16 protein-coding genes and 5 tRNA genes are annotated in these 13,889 nt (G+C 62.2%); 4 read left to right on the top strand and 17 right to left on the bottom strand.

Annotated elements, in window-relative coordinates:
• Positions 1 to 6: 6 nt before the first annotated feature.
• The 6 genes from AC3CBN_RS16530 to AC3CBN_RS16555 all read right to left on the bottom strand — a co-directional run bounded on the left by AC3CBN_RS16530 (position 7) and on the right by AC3CBN_RS16555 (position 1,926).
• A complete protein-coding gene (locus AC3CBN_RS16530) occupies positions 7 to 765 on the bottom strand; it encodes a methyltransferase, TIGR04325 family (protein ID WP_488634085.1) in 759 nt (252 codons plus the stop codon).
• A gap of 534 nt (positions 766 to 1,299) precedes the next feature.
• A tRNA-Lys gene (locus AC3CBN_RS16535) sits at positions 1,300 to 1,375 on the bottom strand.
• Between the two features lie 30 nt (positions 1,376 to 1,405).
• Positions 1,406 to 1,482, bottom strand: a tRNA-His gene (locus AC3CBN_RS16540).
• 14 nt (positions 1,483 to 1,496) lie between these two features.
• Positions 1,497 to 1,573 (bottom strand) — tRNA-Arg (locus AC3CBN_RS16545).
• A 27-nt stretch (positions 1,574 to 1,600) separates the two neighbouring features.
• A tRNA-Pro gene (locus tag AC3CBN_RS16550) sits at positions 1,601 to 1,677 on the bottom strand.
• Between the two features lie 172 nt (positions 1,678 to 1,849).
• A tRNA-Arg gene (locus AC3CBN_RS16555) sits at positions 1,850 to 1,926 on the bottom strand.
• 82 nt (positions 1,927 to 2,008) lie between these two features.
• Here AC3CBN_RS16555 and AC3CBN_RS16560 point away from each other — a divergent pair.
• A complete protein-coding gene (locus tag AC3CBN_RS16560; RefSeq protein ID WP_488634086.1) occupies positions 2,009 to 2,302 on the top strand; it encodes a hypothetical protein in 294 nt (97 codons plus the stop codon).
• A 10-nt stretch (positions 2,303 to 2,312) separates the two neighbouring features.
• Here AC3CBN_RS16560 and ftsH read toward each other — a convergent pair whose 3' ends face one another.
• Positions 2,313 to 4,262 (bottom strand): ATP-dependent zinc metalloprotease FtsH, encoded by a 1,950-nt coding sequence (gene ftsH, locus AC3CBN_RS16565; protein WP_488634087.1) that lies wholly within the window; start codon positions 4,260 to 4,262, stop codon positions 2,313 to 2,315.
• The gene (gene rlmE, locus AC3CBN_RS16570) at positions 4,259 to 4,909 is read right to left on the bottom strand and encodes a 23S rRNA (uridine(2552)-2'-O)-methyltransferase RlmE (protein WP_488634088.1); all 651 of its coding nucleotides are present in this window, start codon (positions 4,907 to 4,909) and stop codon (positions 4,259 to 4,261) included. The genes ftsH and rlmE overlap by 4 nt, the downstream gene beginning before the upstream one ends.
• Positions 4,910 to 4,994: 85 nt before the next feature.
• Between rlmE and yhbY the strand changes: the two genes are divergently transcribed.
• Both yhbY and AC3CBN_RS16580 read left to right on the top strand, forming a co-directional pair.
• A complete protein-coding gene (gene yhbY, locus AC3CBN_RS16575) occupies positions 4,995 to 5,291 on the top strand; it encodes a ribosome assembly RNA-binding protein YhbY (protein WP_488634089.1) in 297 nt (98 codons plus the stop codon).
• 11 nt (positions 5,292 to 5,302) lie between these two features.
• Positions 5,303 to 5,680: an Mth938-like domain-containing protein gene (locus AC3CBN_RS16580; RefSeq protein ID WP_488634090.1), complete on the top strand. Its 378-nt coding sequence runs from the start codon at positions 5,303 to 5,305 to the stop codon at positions 5,678 to 5,680.
• Between the two features lie 174 nt (positions 5,681 to 5,854).
• Here AC3CBN_RS16580 and AC3CBN_RS16585 read toward each other — a convergent pair whose 3' ends face one another.
• The 4 genes from AC3CBN_RS16585 to surE form a co-directional block, all read right to left on the bottom strand.
• The gene (locus AC3CBN_RS16585; RefSeq protein WP_488636754.1) at positions 5,855 to 6,829 is read right to left on the bottom strand and encodes a peptidoglycan DD-metalloendopeptidase family protein; all 975 of its coding nucleotides are present in this window, start codon (positions 6,827 to 6,829) and stop codon (positions 5,855 to 5,857) included.
• A gap of 65 nt (positions 6,830 to 6,894) precedes the next feature.
• The gene (locus AC3CBN_RS16590; RefSeq protein WP_488634091.1) at positions 6,895 to 7,503 is read right to left on the bottom strand and encodes a YqaA family protein; all 609 of its coding nucleotides are present in this window, start codon (positions 7,501 to 7,503) and stop codon (positions 6,895 to 6,897) included.
• Positions 7,504 to 7,532: 29 nt separating this feature from the next.
• Positions 7,533 to 8,213 (bottom strand): protein-L-isoaspartate(D-aspartate) O-methyltransferase, encoded by a 681-nt coding sequence (locus tag AC3CBN_RS16595; protein WP_488634092.1) that lies wholly within the window; start codon positions 8,211 to 8,213, stop codon positions 7,533 to 7,535.
• 4 nt (positions 8,214 to 8,217) lie between these two features.
• Positions 8,218 to 9,009 (bottom strand): 5'/3'-nucleotidase SurE, encoded by a 792-nt coding sequence (gene surE, locus AC3CBN_RS16600; protein WP_488634093.1) that lies wholly within the window; start codon positions 9,007 to 9,009, stop codon positions 8,218 to 8,220.
• 169 nt (positions 9,010 to 9,178) lie between these two features.
• Here surE and AC3CBN_RS16605 point away from each other — a divergent pair, with 169 nt between their 5' ends.
• Entirely contained in the window at positions 9,179 to 9,724 is a 546-nt protein-coding gene (locus tag AC3CBN_RS16605; RefSeq protein ID WP_488634094.1) for a Smr/MutS family protein, read from the top strand.
• A 156-nt stretch (positions 9,725 to 9,880) separates the two neighbouring features.
• Here the strand turns inward: AC3CBN_RS16605 and truD are convergent, their stop codons facing one another.
• Genes truD through ftsB form a run of 5 tightly spaced genes read right to left on the bottom strand, consistent with a single transcriptional unit; the run spans position 9,881 to position 13,873 of the window.
• Complete coding sequence (truD, locus tag AC3CBN_RS16610) at positions 9,881 to 10,897, bottom strand: tRNA pseudouridine(13) synthase TruD (RefSeq protein ID WP_488634095.1); 1,017 nt, start codon at positions 10,895 to 10,897, stop codon at positions 9,881 to 9,883.
• A gap of 56 nt (positions 10,898 to 10,953) precedes the next feature.
• A complete protein-coding gene (gene mgtE / locus AC3CBN_RS16615; RefSeq protein ID WP_488634096.1) occupies positions 10,954 to 12,372 on the bottom strand; it encodes a magnesium transporter in 1,419 nt (472 codons plus the stop codon).
• Positions 12,369 to 12,842 (bottom strand): 2-C-methyl-D-erythritol 2,4-cyclodiphosphate synthase, encoded by a 474-nt coding sequence (gene ispF / locus AC3CBN_RS16620; protein WP_488636755.1) that lies wholly within the window; start codon positions 12,840 to 12,842, stop codon positions 12,369 to 12,371. The genes mgtE and ispF overlap by 4 nt, the downstream gene beginning before the upstream one ends.
• Positions 12,843 to 12,857: 15 nt before the next feature.
• Positions 12,858 to 13,550 carry a 2-C-methyl-D-erythritol 4-phosphate cytidylyltransferase gene (ispD, locus tag AC3CBN_RS16625; protein WP_488634097.1) on the bottom strand — a complete coding sequence of 231 codons (693 nt, stop codon included), beginning with the start codon at positions 13,548 to 13,550 and terminating at the stop codon, positions 12,858 to 12,860.
• Entirely contained in the window at positions 13,547 to 13,873 is a 327-nt protein-coding gene (ftsB, locus tag AC3CBN_RS16630; RefSeq protein ID WP_488634098.1) for a cell division protein FtsB, read from the bottom strand. Before ftsB ends, ispD begins: the two co-directional genes overlap by 4 nt.
• Positions 13,874 to 13,889: the final 16 nt, after the last annotated feature.

Genomic DNA, 13,889 nt, shown 5'->3' on the forward strand with positions numbered 1-13,889 from the left:
AATGGCTCAACCACCTCGACTGAAATAGAAGCCGAAGTAGCGATCGAGCGAATGCTCCGGATAGAACGGGATATCGCAACGGCGATCAGTGTTTTCCCAGCGATCGTGCATCGTATAGCCGAGCGCGCTCAAGCCATCGAGAAATTCGCGCTCCGCAGTGACTCGGTACGGGCAGCACGACACACCGGTATTCTGTACCGTGAAGTACGTCGAGCGTATATGGATAGGCACCGAATTGAGCAGCAAATGCGCCGGTGGCTTCTGCAGTGCCGCCAATATGTCGACAAGCGTGTAATCCAGATATTGCAGGGAGCCCGCCGCAAACAGGATGTCTGTGCCATCGGCATCCTCATGTCGTGCCGTGAAGCTCAGACGTCGGAGGTTGTCACTTTTCGCAGCCCAGGCCGCGCCAGCCTCCATCACCGCCGGAACGTCAAGCACCCGCCAGCGAACATTGTCCGGATAGCGCATGTAGCGCTGATAGGCGTAGTAGGCAATGCCAATATGTCCACCCAGATCAAAGACGGAACCGTTTCCCGCCTCAAACAACTTCGACATCCACCACATCATTGGATAGTCGTTGAGGAAGACACGGCGCGTCCGCTCGCGATAGAACGCCGCCGACGCCGCATTGTCGTAACCCTGCAGGCGAGCCGCGGGAATGCTCGATCGCGCCTCATCGAAACTGGCATAAACACCGCGATACAGATTCTGCATCGTCGAGTCGTGCGCGAAGAAGCGCCGCTCATAACGCGCGCGAAGCATGTTGTTGATACCAGGCCAACCTGATGCCCGGGTGGTCATAGCTTGGATGGAAGGGTGCATGTCCACGCGTGCGATGCTCCTTCGTTGAAGTGCGATCTTCAGCGACAGCCAGCCTCCCGTAGCACCCGCCACGGCGTCGCCCTGGGGCACTATCGCCCCGCCACAGACAAACGCGCAAATTCACGAAGGCACTATGGCCATTAGCCTATGCAGGCACCCAGGCGCCTCTTGGGCGACACTAGCAGCCCTTCCCAGGAGAGCTTTTCCGGAGTCCAGGCAGCCCTTGTTCAATGCCGACGGACAGTCATTGCACACCTGACACCGGCGACGTCTGAGGAATCTGCCGGGCGTCGACCAAACCGTACCGGGCGCCGGCTCAAACATCTACGATGGGTGACCATGGCACCACGGTCGGCAAGAACAACAGACAGACGACCACGCCACCATTGCGGTGCCTAACGGCGCGGTCTGTGCGCCCCGATCAGTCGTGCCAACGAAAAAGGCACTTAGGTTTCCCTAAGTGCCTTTTCGAATTGGTGGGCCGTGAAAGATTCGAACTTTCGACCAATTGATTAAGAGTCAACTGCTCTACCAACTGAGCTAACGGCCCTAAAACTTTTTGTCAAACAAAACTACAAATTGGGGTGGAAGATGGGACTCGAACCCACGACCCTCGGAATCACAATCCGATGCTCTAACCAGCTGAGCTACATCCACCATAAACCTGGAAGTGGCGCGCCCGACAGGAATCGAACCTGCAACCGTCGGCTTAGAAGGCCGATGCTCTATCCGGTTGAGCTACAGGCGCCTGTGCACATTGTGCATGAACGTCTGCTGGTCGGGGCAGAGGGATTCGAACCCACGACATCCAGCTCCCAAAGCTGGCGCTCTACCAGGCTGAGCTATACCCCGATTTCGAACCCTCAACCTTCTCGGGCTGAAGCCTTGAAATCCTACGGGTGACGCCTAACCTAGTCAATCCGTATCAAAGCACACCGAACTTCAAACTTTATCGTTCGGTCCGCCTGGCGATTCACTGCCTTGCGGCACAAGCCATGATGCGAACATCACACCCTGCTTTAAATGGCGCGCCCGGAGAGATTCGAACTCCCGACCACCAAGTTCGTAGCCTGGTACTCTATCCAACTGAGCTACGGGCGCGTTTTTAACCTTTGCTTTGTCGCTTAACCATCTTAGTGGAAAGCGCCGAAGCGAGAAGCGGAATTATTCAGATTCGAGGCGGGTGCGTCAACTCTTTTTTTCAGATTTTTTTCATCGTCGTCTGAGAATCTTCACTTTCGACGACAAGAGCACCTCGTTCAAGCCAGTAATTTTAGCCATCTCCTTCACATTCGGCTATACCTCTGCGCGAAAAACATCGCGTTTATTTCGCCTCCTGCAGGAGCGCGCCCTGTGCGCGACCGCAGAGCTTCACAGCCACGGTGTTGCACGCTCATCGCGCGCAGCGTGCACCACCACAGGAAAGGCTCAAGCAAAAGAAAAGGCAGCCATGGGCTGCCTTGTCCGTGTCGCTTGAAGAACCTCGATCAGCGATCGGCGATACGACTCTGCGTGGCAGGATCACCCACCTTCGCACCCGCATCGCCACGCGGCGGCGGCGGCGGCGGCGTGGAGCCAGTGCTGGAGTTCTTCGACCAATCAGCCGGCGGGCCCGGTTCGCGATCATTCATGATGTCGTCGATCTGGTGCGCGTCGATGGTCTCGTACTGCAGCAGCGCATCGGCCATCACGTGCAACTTATCGATATTTTCCGTCAGCAATTGCTTGGTGCGTGCGTACGCGCGATCAAGGATGTCGCGCACTTCCTCATCGATCTTGCGCGCGGTTTCGTTGGAGACGTTCTTGTGCTGCGTCACTGCGCGGCCCAGGAATACCTCGTCCTCTTCCTCGCCATAGGTCACCGGGCCGAGCTTGTCGGACAGACCCCACTTGGTCGCCATGTTGCGAGCCATCTTGGTTGCGCGCTCGATGTCGTTGGAGGCCCCTGTGGTGACCTTGTCCTCGCCGAAAATCAACGCTTCAGCCACACGACCACCGTACAGCGAGCACAGCTGTGACTCGATCGCCACGCGGTTCATGCTGTATTTGTCGCCTTCCGGCAGGTACATCGTTACGCCCAGCGCTCGACCGCGCGGGATGATCGTGACCTTGTAGACCGGGTCGTGCTCCGGCACCAGTCGACCGACGATGGCGTGACCGGCCTCGTGATAGGCGGTCAACTTCTTCTCGTCCTCGCTCATCGCCATCGAACGGCGTTCGGTGCCCATCAGGATCTTGTCGCGCGCCTTGTCGAGATGGATCATGCGCACATCGCGCGCGTTTTCGCGTGCAGCGAACAGCGCCGCCTCGTTGACCAGGTTGGCGAGGTCAGCACCGGAGAAGCCTGGCGTACCGCGCGCAATGGTCATCGCATCGACGTCCGCTGCAGTCGGCACGCGACGCATGTGCACCTTGAGGATCTGCTCGCGGCCGCGCACGTCCGGCAGGCCGACCACGACCTGGCGGTCAAAACGGCCGGGACGCAGCAGCGCCGGATCGAGTACGTCCGGACGGTTGGTGGCGGCGATGACGATGACGCCTTCGGTGCCCTCGAAACCATCCATCTCGACCAGCAGCTGATTCAGCGTTTGCTCGCGCTCGTCGTGACCACCGCCCAGGCCGGCGCCGCGATGGCGACCGACTGCGTCGATTTCATCGATGAAGATGATGCACGGCGCGTGTTTCTTGGCCTGCTCGAACATGTCGCGCACGCGACTGGCACCGACGCCGACAAACATTTCGACGAAGTCGGAACCGGAGATGGAGAAGAACGGCACCTTGGCCTCGCCCGCGATGGCCCTGGCCAACAGAGTCTTGCCGGTGCCCGGTGGACCCACCATCAGCACGCCGCGCGGGATCTTGCCGCCCAGCTTTTGGAACTTGCCCGGGTCGCGCAGGAACTCGACCAGCTCGCCGACTTCTTCTTTGGCTTCGTCGCATCCGGCGACGTCGCTGAAGTTGACCTTGATCTGATCCTCGCCCTGCAACTTGGCGCGCGAACGGCCGAAACTCATGGCACCACGGCCACCCGCGCCGGCCTGCATCTGACGCATGAACCAAATGAACACGCCGACTATCAGGATGATGGGCAGCCAGTTGAGCAACAGGCCCAGCAGCGAGAAACCGTTGTTGGACGGCTCCTGGCGCACTTCCACGCCCTTGTCCTGCATCTGCTTGACCACCGAGTTGGTGGACCAGCCGAGCACCGGCGCTACCGTGCGGAACGAGCTGCCGTCCTTCAGCTTGCCGCTGATGGTGGCCGGCTGGTCGGCGCTGATATTGGCCGAGGAGACATTGCCGTTGTCCACGCTCTGGACAAAGCTGCTGTAGGGCAGATCCGAAGCGGATGCGCCATGCGGATTGAAGCTCTGGAACACGGTGAGCAGAACCACCGCGATGATCAGCCAGAGGAGCAGGTTTTTCGCCATTTCATTCATGCACGGTTCTCGCCCGATTGCCCACCGGAGATCTTGCGACCCACGGCCAATGCATACACCTCCCGCGAACGTGCGCGGGAGGCCTTAGGTTTACGCATGGTCACGCGGGTGAAGTCCGCGCGCAAGCTGCGTATGTAATCGTCAAAGCCGGTCCCCTGAAACAACTTGATCAGGAACGACCCGCCCGGTTTGAGCCATTGGCGGCTGAAATCCAGCGCCAGCTCGGCCAGGTCCATCGCCCGGATCTGATCGGACAAGGCCACGCCACTCATATTGGGGGCCATATCAGAGAGCACAAGATCAACCTGCTGGCCCTGCAGGCGGCTTTCCAACTCTCGCAACACGTTTTCCTCGCGAAAATCGCCCTGCAGGAAGTCGACCCCCCCGATACCCTGCATGGGCAGAATATCCATAGCGACGACAGCACCGGTGTCACCCAGACGCTGGCGCACCAGCTGAGACCACCCGCCCGGGGCAGCCCCCAGGTCCACCACCCGCATGCCGGGCTTGAGCAGGCGATCGCGATCGATCAGCTCTTCCAGCTTGAATACGGCGCGCGAGCGGAGGCCCTCGGCTTGGGCCTTCTTCACATAAACATCATTGAAGTGCTCCCGCAGCCAGCGGGAACTACTTTTGCTGCGAGACATGGGTCGGCAACTGCCACAGATACGGGGGAGATGGCCCGCATGATACCCTTAGCGGTCCCATCGCAGCGAATCCGAGACTGAACGCATGGCACTCTCCCCCTCTCAGCGCCGTTACCTGCGCAGCCTCGCCCACGATCTCCATCCCGTCATCATGCTCGGCGCCAAAGGTGCGACCGAGGCTGTGCTCAAGGAGCTGGACCTGGCCCTGTCACACCATGAGCTGGTCAAGGTGAAGCTCTCAGGCGGTGACAAGGACGAACGCCAGGAACAGATTGACTACCTTACCGACGGTACGAAGTCCGAGAGCGTGCAGCAGATCGGGCATGTCGTGGTGCTATTCCGCCGCAACGAAGACGAGCCCAAGCTCGCCCTTCCGCGCTAAAAGCCTCTTCCATGGATCTTTCGCTCGATCGCCCTGGCAATTACCTGTTCGTGCGCCGTGTCGGCGCGCGCAGCGTTACCGTGGTTGATCGCGAGTTCACCGCCAGCTTTCTACTGGCCCCGGACCGCGCGGTAGAACACTGGCCTGTTGCCACACCCGCCGAGCTGGATGCCAGTCACGCCGAGGCTATCCTCGACCTGAAACCCGAGCTGGTGTTGCTGGGCACCGGTGAGCGCCAGGTGTTTCCCGCGGCGGCCTTCATGGCCAGTTTGCTGCGCAAAGGCATCGGCGTTGAAGTGATGGACAACGCCGCAGCGGCGCGCACTTATGACCTGCTGGCAGCTGAGAGCCGGCGGGTCGTAGTGGCGTTTATCCTGCCAGCGGGCTGAGATCCGAAGATCTCTTTAACAGGCTGATTTTTGCACGACGAGCGCGCCGCCCGATTACCCGAAAACAAACGACAAGAGCGTTTGATGTGCTGGTCCATCGGGGATCCGAAAGCCCTGCTGGCACGCTTGAATGAGTCCAAATCCAAGCTTTGACCGGGATGACGGCCACAAAGATCAACGCGACGGCAGATAGCCCATCGGATCGACCGGGTTGCCATCCTTGCGGATCTGGAACTGCAATTCGTCGCGCGAGGCACCGGTGGAGCCCATCTCCGCCACCTGCTGGCCAGCGCTCACACGTTGACCTTCCTTCACCAAACGCTTGCTGTTGTGGCCGTAGGCGGAAAGGAAACTGTCGTTGTGCTTGACGATGACCAGCTCGCCATAGCCCACCAGGCCGTTACCGCTGTACACCACCACGCCGTCTGCGGCTGCGCGCACCGGATCGCCCGTCTTGCCGCCGATCTCGATGCCAGGAATGGCATCGCCAGCCTGGAAGCGTTTGATCAGAGTGCCATCCGCAGGCCAGCGCCAGGCGACGCCGCCATTGTTGCGGGTGGCGCCAGGGGCCGCGGCAATGGCCGGTGCCGGCGGCGGCGTGTTGCTGGCCGTAGCGGCAGGCGCGCCCGCCACAGGCACTACCGGCGTGGTGCTGGCAGCAGGCGCCGGCGTAGGTGCGGGCGCAGCGGAGGTGATCGTCGGCGCACCTGGAGATGACGCGGACTGGGGGCTCGGCTGCGCCTGATTCACCGTCGCGGGGTGCGCAGGTGCCAGCGCTGCTGGCTTGGGAGTTGTCGCCACCACGGCTGAAGCCGTATGCGCCGGCGCAGCGGCCGGGGCTTTGCCATTGGGAGCCAGCTTCAATTCCTGGCCCGGCCAGATGGTGTATGGCGAAGCGATATTGTTCCAGCTGGCGAGGTCACGGAAATCCACGCTGTTGCGAAACGCGATCGAATAGAGCGTGTCGCCCTTGCTGACCTTATAGGTGCCGCCCGGCGCGGGACGCGCAGCAGGCGCAACAACGTGGGGACTTCCCCCTCCCGCGGCAGGCTGGACCACAACGGAACGCTGGGTTCCGCAGGCGACCAGCAGCAGGGTGACGGAGGTCAGGACGAATGACCGGAGATATCCATTCATGGGCGCCAGCATAGCGAGGCCTAACGGCTTTTTCATACGGGTAGCGACGACAGGCATACAAACCTGCCGACCACCGTTCAGCGCAACCAGAGCCACCACGCCAGCAACGCCGCCAGCAAAATCAGTGCTGCCCAACCGATTCGTTCGATGTGCTTGTGCAGGAGGCGCTCCGCGCGCTCGCCGAACAGGCGGATCAACAGCGCCAGCAACCACACGCGCTTGCCTCGCCCCACCGCCATGCAAACCAGGAACGGAATTACCGGCACGCCGACAATGCCCGACGCCCAGGTGACGAACTTCATCGGCACCACTGGCTGCAGCGCCGCCAATGCGAGCACCAACAACAGGCCAAGCCAATGCTGGTTCATCTGCATTCGCAGGTTGTCCACGCCCTTCTCGATCGGCGAGAGCAGGTGCAGGCTGTCGAGCAGCGGCGAGAGCGCGTGGAAAGCCCAATGGCCCAGCGCATAACCCACCAGTGAACCCAGCAACGAGAACAGGAGGCTGATGTTGGCGTAGAAGAACGCCTTGTGACGCTTGCCGAGCATCATCGGCGCCAGCATCACTTCCGGCATGATGGGAAAGATGAAAGCCTCGACGAAGCTCAGGCCGCAAAGGTAGTAAACAGCCTTCGGGTGGCGCGCCCACGTCAGTGCGCGCGCATACAAGGTTCCAAAAAGACGCATTCAGCAGCTTCCCTGGCGAGACGGGCGCATCAGCCGATGCCGCCGAGCAAAGGCACGAAACTGACCGCAGCCAGCTCCTCCTGGATGAAATCGCCCTGCCCGTCTCCGCGCATGCGAATCAGCATCTGGTTGCTGGGCGAGCCCACTGGCGCCACCAGCACGCCGGTGGGGCTGAGCTGGTCGAGCACGGCGTGCGGAATAGCATCGCCCGCCGCGGTAAGAATGATGGCGTCGAACGGCGCCTCATCGGGCCAGCCGAGCTTGCCGTCATCGTGCCGCGAGCGGATGTTGCTCAGGCCCAGCTGACGGAAGCGGCGGCGCGCCTGGCGCAGCAATTCTTCGATGCGCTCCACGGTGAAGACCTGTGGCACGACCTGCGCGAGCACCACGGCCTGGTAACCCGAGCCGGTACCGATCTCCAATACCTTCTGCGGTACGCCGAATTCCAGCAGCGCCTCGGTCATGCGCGCCACCACCCACGGTTGGGAAATGGTCTGGCCATGGCCGATCGGCAGCGCGGTGTTCTCGTAGGCGCGCGAATGCAGCGCCTGGTCGATGAAATGATGGCGTGGCGTATTGCGGATCACATCGATCACACGCTGGTCGCGGATGCCCTCTTCCTTGAGCTTGGTTGCAAGACGGTCGCGCGCACGCTGCGAGGTCATACCCTCGCCTTTCAGTGCGGATGGTGGCAATGGATGCACGTTCATCACCTCATGCCGCCTCTTCGGCGCTCTTGCCGCCGACACCTTCGTTCAGCGCGCCGACCCAGCTACTGACTTTTTCCAGCGCCTGGAAACGGGTCAAGTCCACATGGATCGGTGTGACAGATACGTAGCCGCGATGCACTGCATTGAAGTCGGTGCCAGGGCCTGCGTCGTCCACGTCGCCAGCCGGACCGATCCACCAGATGGTCTTGCCACGTGGATCGGTCTGCTTGATGCAGGGCGCCGAACGATGGCGCTTGCCCAGTCGGGTGACCTCGAAGCCGCGGATTTGCTCCCACGGAAGGTCAGGCACATTGACGTTGAGGATGGTGTCGGCCGGCAGGGGATCGACCAGCAGGCGCTGCATCAGGAGCACAACGGCGTTAGCCGCGGAGTCGTAATGGATGCCGTTGTGGTCCTTGCTGACCAGCGAGACAGCGATGGCGGGAAGGCCAAGGAAACGTCCTTCCATCGCCGCCGACACGGTGCCCGAATAGATCACATCGTCGCCAAGGTTGGCGGAGTTGTTGATGCCGGAGACTACGATATCGGGCTCGTAGTCGAGCATGCCAGCCAAGGCCAGATGCACGCAGTCGGTCGGCGTGCCGGCCACGCGGTAGTAACCGTTGTCCATGCGCAGCGCGCGAATCGGCGCGTCCAGCGTGAGGGAATTGCTGGCGCCGGAGCGGTCGCGGTCCGGTGCCACCACCGTGACCTGGCCGACCGCGCCAAGGCGCTCGGCGAGCACGCGGATGCCCGGTGCATCCACGCCATCGTCGTTGCTTACCAGAACTCGCATGATGATCCGTTCAGAGCCAATCGCAGCCGCATCGCCCTATGGATGCGCGCCGGGTTAAGCACGAAGTCTACCGGACCGGGGCAGTGGTTTCACATTCGTCGTCGCCTGTAGTGCAACGACTCATGAAGCCCGCGACACCATGCGCTGATGGCTGCATTACGATGCGGTGATGAAACACCGTCAGCCCCCTCAGGTCACCGACGACGACGCCCGCCTGTTCCGCGAAGCCATTGGTGACGTGCGACCGATCGATCCCGTGGAACCTGCGCCGGCCGCGCCAAAACCCAAGCCACATCCGCATATGTTCGAAGCCGATGAGGCCGCCGTGCCTGGCGAGCTGCTCGATATGGTGTTCGATCCAGGGCTGATCGAGGTGGGCGAGGAGTTGAGCTACCTGCGCGACGGCTACCCGCCGAAGCTGCTTCGACAGCTCAAGCGCGGCCAGTTCAGCATCCAGGACGATATCGATCTGCACCAGATGAATGCTGCGGCCGCGCAGGCGACCATCGTGGATTTTCTGGCCGAGGCCAAGCGTCGAGGGTTCCGCTGCGTCCTCATCGTGCACGGCAAGGGGTTGCGTTCGCGGGCTTCTGGCCCGGTGTTGAAGGCGCTCACTGATCGCATGTTGCGACGGCGTGATGACGTCGTGGCGTTTGCGTCGGCAAGGCCGATGCAGGGTGGAACGGGGGCGGTAGTGGTGCTTCTGAAGGGATAGCGCGTCTCTATTACTCCCTCTCCACTTCGGGGAGAGGGTTGGGGTGAGGGGCAATCTGGCGGCAAAGTTAAGTCGGAGCGGGCTTCGTTGAAGCGATCCCGCGAGCACCCGCCCCTCACCTCGCTCCTCTCCCCATCAGGGAGAGGAAGACAGGAACTACGTTGTCCGCGCCAGCTCCCGCACCACCGTCGTCGCATATGCCCCCGCCGGCAGCTCGAAACTCAGCTCCAGCGCCTCGCCGTCCAGCCAGCGCCAGGACAGGTTCTGCGGAATCATGCGCAAGGCGCGACGCTCCTGATCCATCTTCGCCGCCACCAGCCCATCGGCAAGATCGGCGTTGGCTGCCGCGATCGCGCTCTCCAGTGCAGCGACATCCGCCTTCGCCGGTGTCTCGCCACCTCCCCAAAGCGGCCCCGATGGATGGATGTCGCCACGCGCAAGCCGCTCGGAAAGCGTGGCGTCGAACGGCTCAGGCCCGAACCACGAGCGCGAACCGGCCAACGACCAGATCTCGCCTTCCATCGGGGAATCCCAGGCGCCCTGCTCCACTCTTGCTGCCAGCACAGCGTTGAAAATGTGCGAACGCGCGGCAGACAACAGGAAATGGCGCTTGTCGCGATCCACGCGCCTGCCCGCAAACATCGATCGCGCCTGCGCCACGTTACCGCCTTCACGGCCGAAACGCTGCTCGCCGAAATAGTTGGGTACACCGCGCTGCGCGATCTGCTGGAGCACTTGCTCGGTAACCGCACGATCACCATCCACCTGCCGCAGCACCAGCACAAAGCGATTGCCGCGTAGCGCGCCTCGCTTGAGCTTGCGCTTGTGGCGCGTGGCGGCCAGCACCTTCACTTCCGCATGGGGAAACGTGGACCAGTCCGGATCGGGCTTGCCTGCAAGTTGCACGGAGAAAGTCTGGCGCGTGACCGCATGGCGATCCTTGAGCCCCGCATAACCCACATTGAGTGGCGGCACTTCGGCGAAACGCGCCAGTTCGCGCGCCACCCAGTCGGTGTTCGCGCCGCGCTTCTCCACCCACAGCAAGGCATGCTCGCCTTCGCCATCCGCGTCGTAACCGAGAATTTCCTCTACCTGGAAATCTTCCGGGCTGCTGCGCAGTACCGCGGTGAGCGATGGGTTGCCGTAGGCATAGGGCAGTTCGAGATCGGACATGGGACTCCACCGGTGAAACCGGTATCAAAGATGGAAACAGCAGCGTCAGCGGCGCATTACATCAGGAACAGCGTGGCGAGGCCGAGAAAGATGAAGAAACCGCCCGAGTCGGTTACGGCGGTAATCATCACGCTGGAACCCAGGGCGGGATCGCGCCCCAGGCGTGTCATCAGCATGGGAATGGCCACGCCGCAAAATGCCGCCAGCACCAGGTTGAGCGTCATCGCCGTCGTCATTACCAGGCCGAGTGGCAAGTTGTCGTACAGCAGCCAGGCCACCACGCCAATCACGCTGCCCCAGACCAGTCCGTTGAGCAAGGCAACACCTATTTCCTTGTGCCACAGCCGCCGTGCACTGGCGGGTGTGATCTGATCGAGCGCCAACGCGCGTACGATCATGGTGATGGTCTGGTTGCCGGAGTTGCCGCCGATACCCGCGACAATCGGCATCAGAGCAGCCAGCGCCACCAGATTCTGGATGGAACCCTCGAACAGTCCGATGACGCGCGAGGCGATGAAGGCCGTCACCAGGTTGATCGCCAACCAAGCCCAGCGGTTGCGCAACGATTTCCACACGGAGGCGAAGACGTCTTCCTCTTCGCGCAAACCGGCACGACTCAGCGCTTCGCTTTCACTCTCTTCGCGCAACACATCGACCATCGCGTCGATGGTGATGCGCCCGATCAGGTGTCCCGTGCCGTCAACCACCGGCGCGGTCACCAGGTCATAGCGCTCGAATGCCTGCGCGACCTCATAGGCATCGTCATCGGGATGAAAGGTGTTGACGTCTGGCGCCATCACCTCACCCACCATCTTCTCGGGCGAATTGACCAAGAGCCAATGCACCGGCAGCACTCCGGTGAGCAGGTTCTCGTGATTGATCACAAACAGCTTGTCGGTCTGCTCCGGCAGTTCCTCGAACCGCCGCAAGTAGCGCAGCACGGTTTCCAGGCTGATGTCTTCGCGAATGGTCACCATCTCGAAATCCATCAGCGCGCCAACCTGATCCTCTGGATAGGACAAGGCTGCCTGCACGCGCTCGCGCTGCTGCGCGTCGAGGCTGGCCATCAGCTCGGGCAGCATCTCGGTCGGCAGATCTTCGACCAGGTCCGCCAGTTCGTCCGCGTCCAGCGGCTCGACGGCGGCCAGGATCTCGTGGTCGTCCATGTCCGCAATGAGCGATTCGCGCACCGCATCTGAAACTTCGAGCAGGATCTCGCCGTCGCTATCGGCTTTCACGCGCTGCCATATGGCAAGGCGGTCCGACAGCGGAAGCGCTTCGAGCACATAGGCGATATCGGCCGGATGCAGTCCGTCGAGCAGCTCCCGCAGTTCGGTCTGGATTTCGCGGAAGCCCGGATCAGTATCGGGCTCGGGAAGGTTGCCTAGCCCGCGCAACCGCCGCAGCAGCTCGTTGATGGAGTCGAGCAGCTCGTGCAGGCGCGAAGCCGAACTGCGGGCCCTTGCCTCGCTCATGTCAGAACCAGCAGAACGCAAGCCTGGGCAGCGATGCCTTCGCCGCGTCCGGTGAAGCCGAGCTTTTCGGTGGTGGTGGCCTTGATGCTGATACAACCGATATCGCTACCGAGTTCCTCGGCCACCGCTTCTCGCATGGCCTGGGCATGAGGACCGACTTTCGGAGCCTCGCAAATCACTGTCACGTCGGCGTTGCCCAGCGTATAACCCTGCTCGCGCATGAGCTTTGCCGCATGACGAAGGAAGACGCGACTATTGGCGTTGCGCCACTGCTCCTGGCTCGGCGGGAAATGCCTGCCGATGTCACCCAGCGCCAATGCGCCGAAGATGGCATCGCAAAGCGCATGGATCACCACGTCGCCGTCGGAATGCGCCACGACCCCGCGGTTGTGCGGCACGCGTACGCCGCCGAGCATCACATGGTCGCCTTCGCCGAAGGTATGGACGTCGAAACCCTGGCCGATCCGCATCATGTGTGTGGCTCCTTACTTCGTTCGCGGCAACAGGAACTCGGCCAAGGCGAAATCCGCGGCCGTCGTTACCTTGATATTGTCCTCGGCGCCCTCGACCAGCAGCGGTGCGAAACCGGCGCGTTCCATCGCCATGGCCTCGTCGCTCACCGTCACGCCGGCCACCGAGGCCGCCAATAACGCCGCCGATAGTTCACCACGTCGGAACATCTGTGGCGTGAAGGCACGCCAGCGATGATCGCGCGGCTCAGTGACCTTACTGCGACCATCTTCGCCAGCTCGCTTGAGCGTATCGCGCAGCGGCGCCCCGAGCAGCCCGCCACCGGCCAGTATGGCCTGCTCGATCAAGCGGGCAATATCCGCCTCTCGGACACAAGGGCGCGCCGCGTCGTGGACGAGCACGAAGGCATCGTCCGTCACGCCCGCGGGCAGCGCCCGCAGTCCGGCCAGCACGGAATCGCAGCGTTCAGCGCCTCCAATGACCGTGAGCACGGGTTTACCGCCCAACCGATCAAGACCCGGCCAGAGTTCGTCTTTGCTGCTCAATACGACCATCAGACCGGCGATCAGAGGATGCGCCGCCAGCCGCTCCAGCGTATGCAAGATCAGCGGCCGCCCGCCTAGCGGCAGGTATTGCTTGGGGATATCGCCGCCAACCCGCGTGCCGCGCCCCGCCGCCGGCACGACGCACCAGAGGGGCCCGATCATTGGCTGCCGCTGCTTGACGAGGCAGAAGCGGGTGCCTGGTTAGCGCCCGGCTTCTCGACCACCTGGTAGAACGTCTCGCCTGGCTTGATCAGGCCGAGCTCCGCACGCGCACGTGCCTCGGCGGCCTGCTCGCCGTGCTTGAGGTCATTCACGTCGGCACCCAGTGCCTGATTGCGCTGCTGCAGCTTGTCGTTATCCTCGCCCTGCTTTTTCACCGCGGCGCGCAGCGATTCCACCTCGTGCACGCCGCCGTTACCGGTCCACAGTTTCATCTGCAGACCGATCAGCACCAGCAGGAGAATCAGGGCGACCCAGCGCAGCATGGACGATCCGTACTCC

The sequence above is a fragment of the Dyella sp. OK584 genome, from assembly GCF_057787755.1.

Bases quoted from the DNA above. Each gene is read 5' to 3' on its own strand.
- AC3CBN_RS16530 (WP_488634085.1), bottom strand. From the start codon at position 765: ATGCTTCGCGCGCGTTATGAGCGGCGCTTCTTCGCGCACGACTCGACG.
- ftsH (WP_488634087.1), bottom strand. From the start codon at position 4,262: ATGAATGAAATGGCGAAAAACCTGCTCCTCTGGCTGATCATCGCGGTG.
- rlmE (WP_488634088.1), bottom strand. From the start codon at position 4,909: ATGTCTCGCAGCAAAAGTAGTTCCCGCTGGCTGCGGGAGCACTTCAAT.
- yhbY (WP_488634089.1), top strand. From the start codon at position 4,995: ATGGCACTCTCCCCCTCTCAGCGCCGTTACCTGCGCAGCCTCGCCCAC.
- AC3CBN_RS16580 (WP_488634090.1), top strand. From the start codon at position 5,303: ATGGATCTTTCGCTCGATCGCCCTGGCAATTACCTGTTCGTGCGCCGT.
- AC3CBN_RS16585 (WP_488636754.1), bottom strand. From the start codon at position 6,829: ATGCTGGCGCCCATGAATGGATATCTCCGGTCATTCGTCCTGACCTCC.
- AC3CBN_RS16590 (WP_488634091.1), bottom strand. From the start codon at position 7,503: ATGCGTCTTTTTGGAACCTTGTATGCGCGCGCACTGACGTGGGCGCGC.
- AC3CBN_RS16595 (WP_488634092.1), bottom strand. From the start codon at position 8,213: ATGAACGTGCATCCATTGCCACCATCCGCACTGAAAGGCGAGGGTATG.
- surE (WP_488634093.1), bottom strand. From the start codon at position 9,009: ATGCGAGTTCTGGTAAGCAACGACGATGGCGTGGATGCACCGGGCATC.
- AC3CBN_RS16605 (WP_488634094.1), top strand. From the start codon at position 9,179: ATGAAACACCGTCAGCCCCCTCAGGTCACCGACGACGACGCCCGCCTG.
- truD (WP_488634095.1), bottom strand. From the start codon at position 10,897: ATGTCCGATCTCGAACTGCCCTATGCCTACGGCAACCCATCGCTCACC.
- mgtE (WP_488634096.1), bottom strand. From the start codon at position 12,372: ATGAGCGAGGCAAGGGCCCGCAGTTCGGCTTCGCGCCTGCACGAGCTG.
- ispF (WP_488636755.1), bottom strand. From the start codon at position 12,842: ATGCGGATCGGCCAGGGTTTCGACGTCCATACCTTCGGCGAAGGCGAC.
- ispD (WP_488634097.1), bottom strand. From the start codon at position 13,550: ATGATCGGGCCCCTCTGGTGCGTCGTGCCGGCGGCGGGGCGCGGCACG.
- ftsB (WP_488634098.1), bottom strand. From the start codon at position 13,873: ATGCTGCGCTGGGTCGCCCTGATTCTCCTGCTGGTGCTGATCGGTCTG.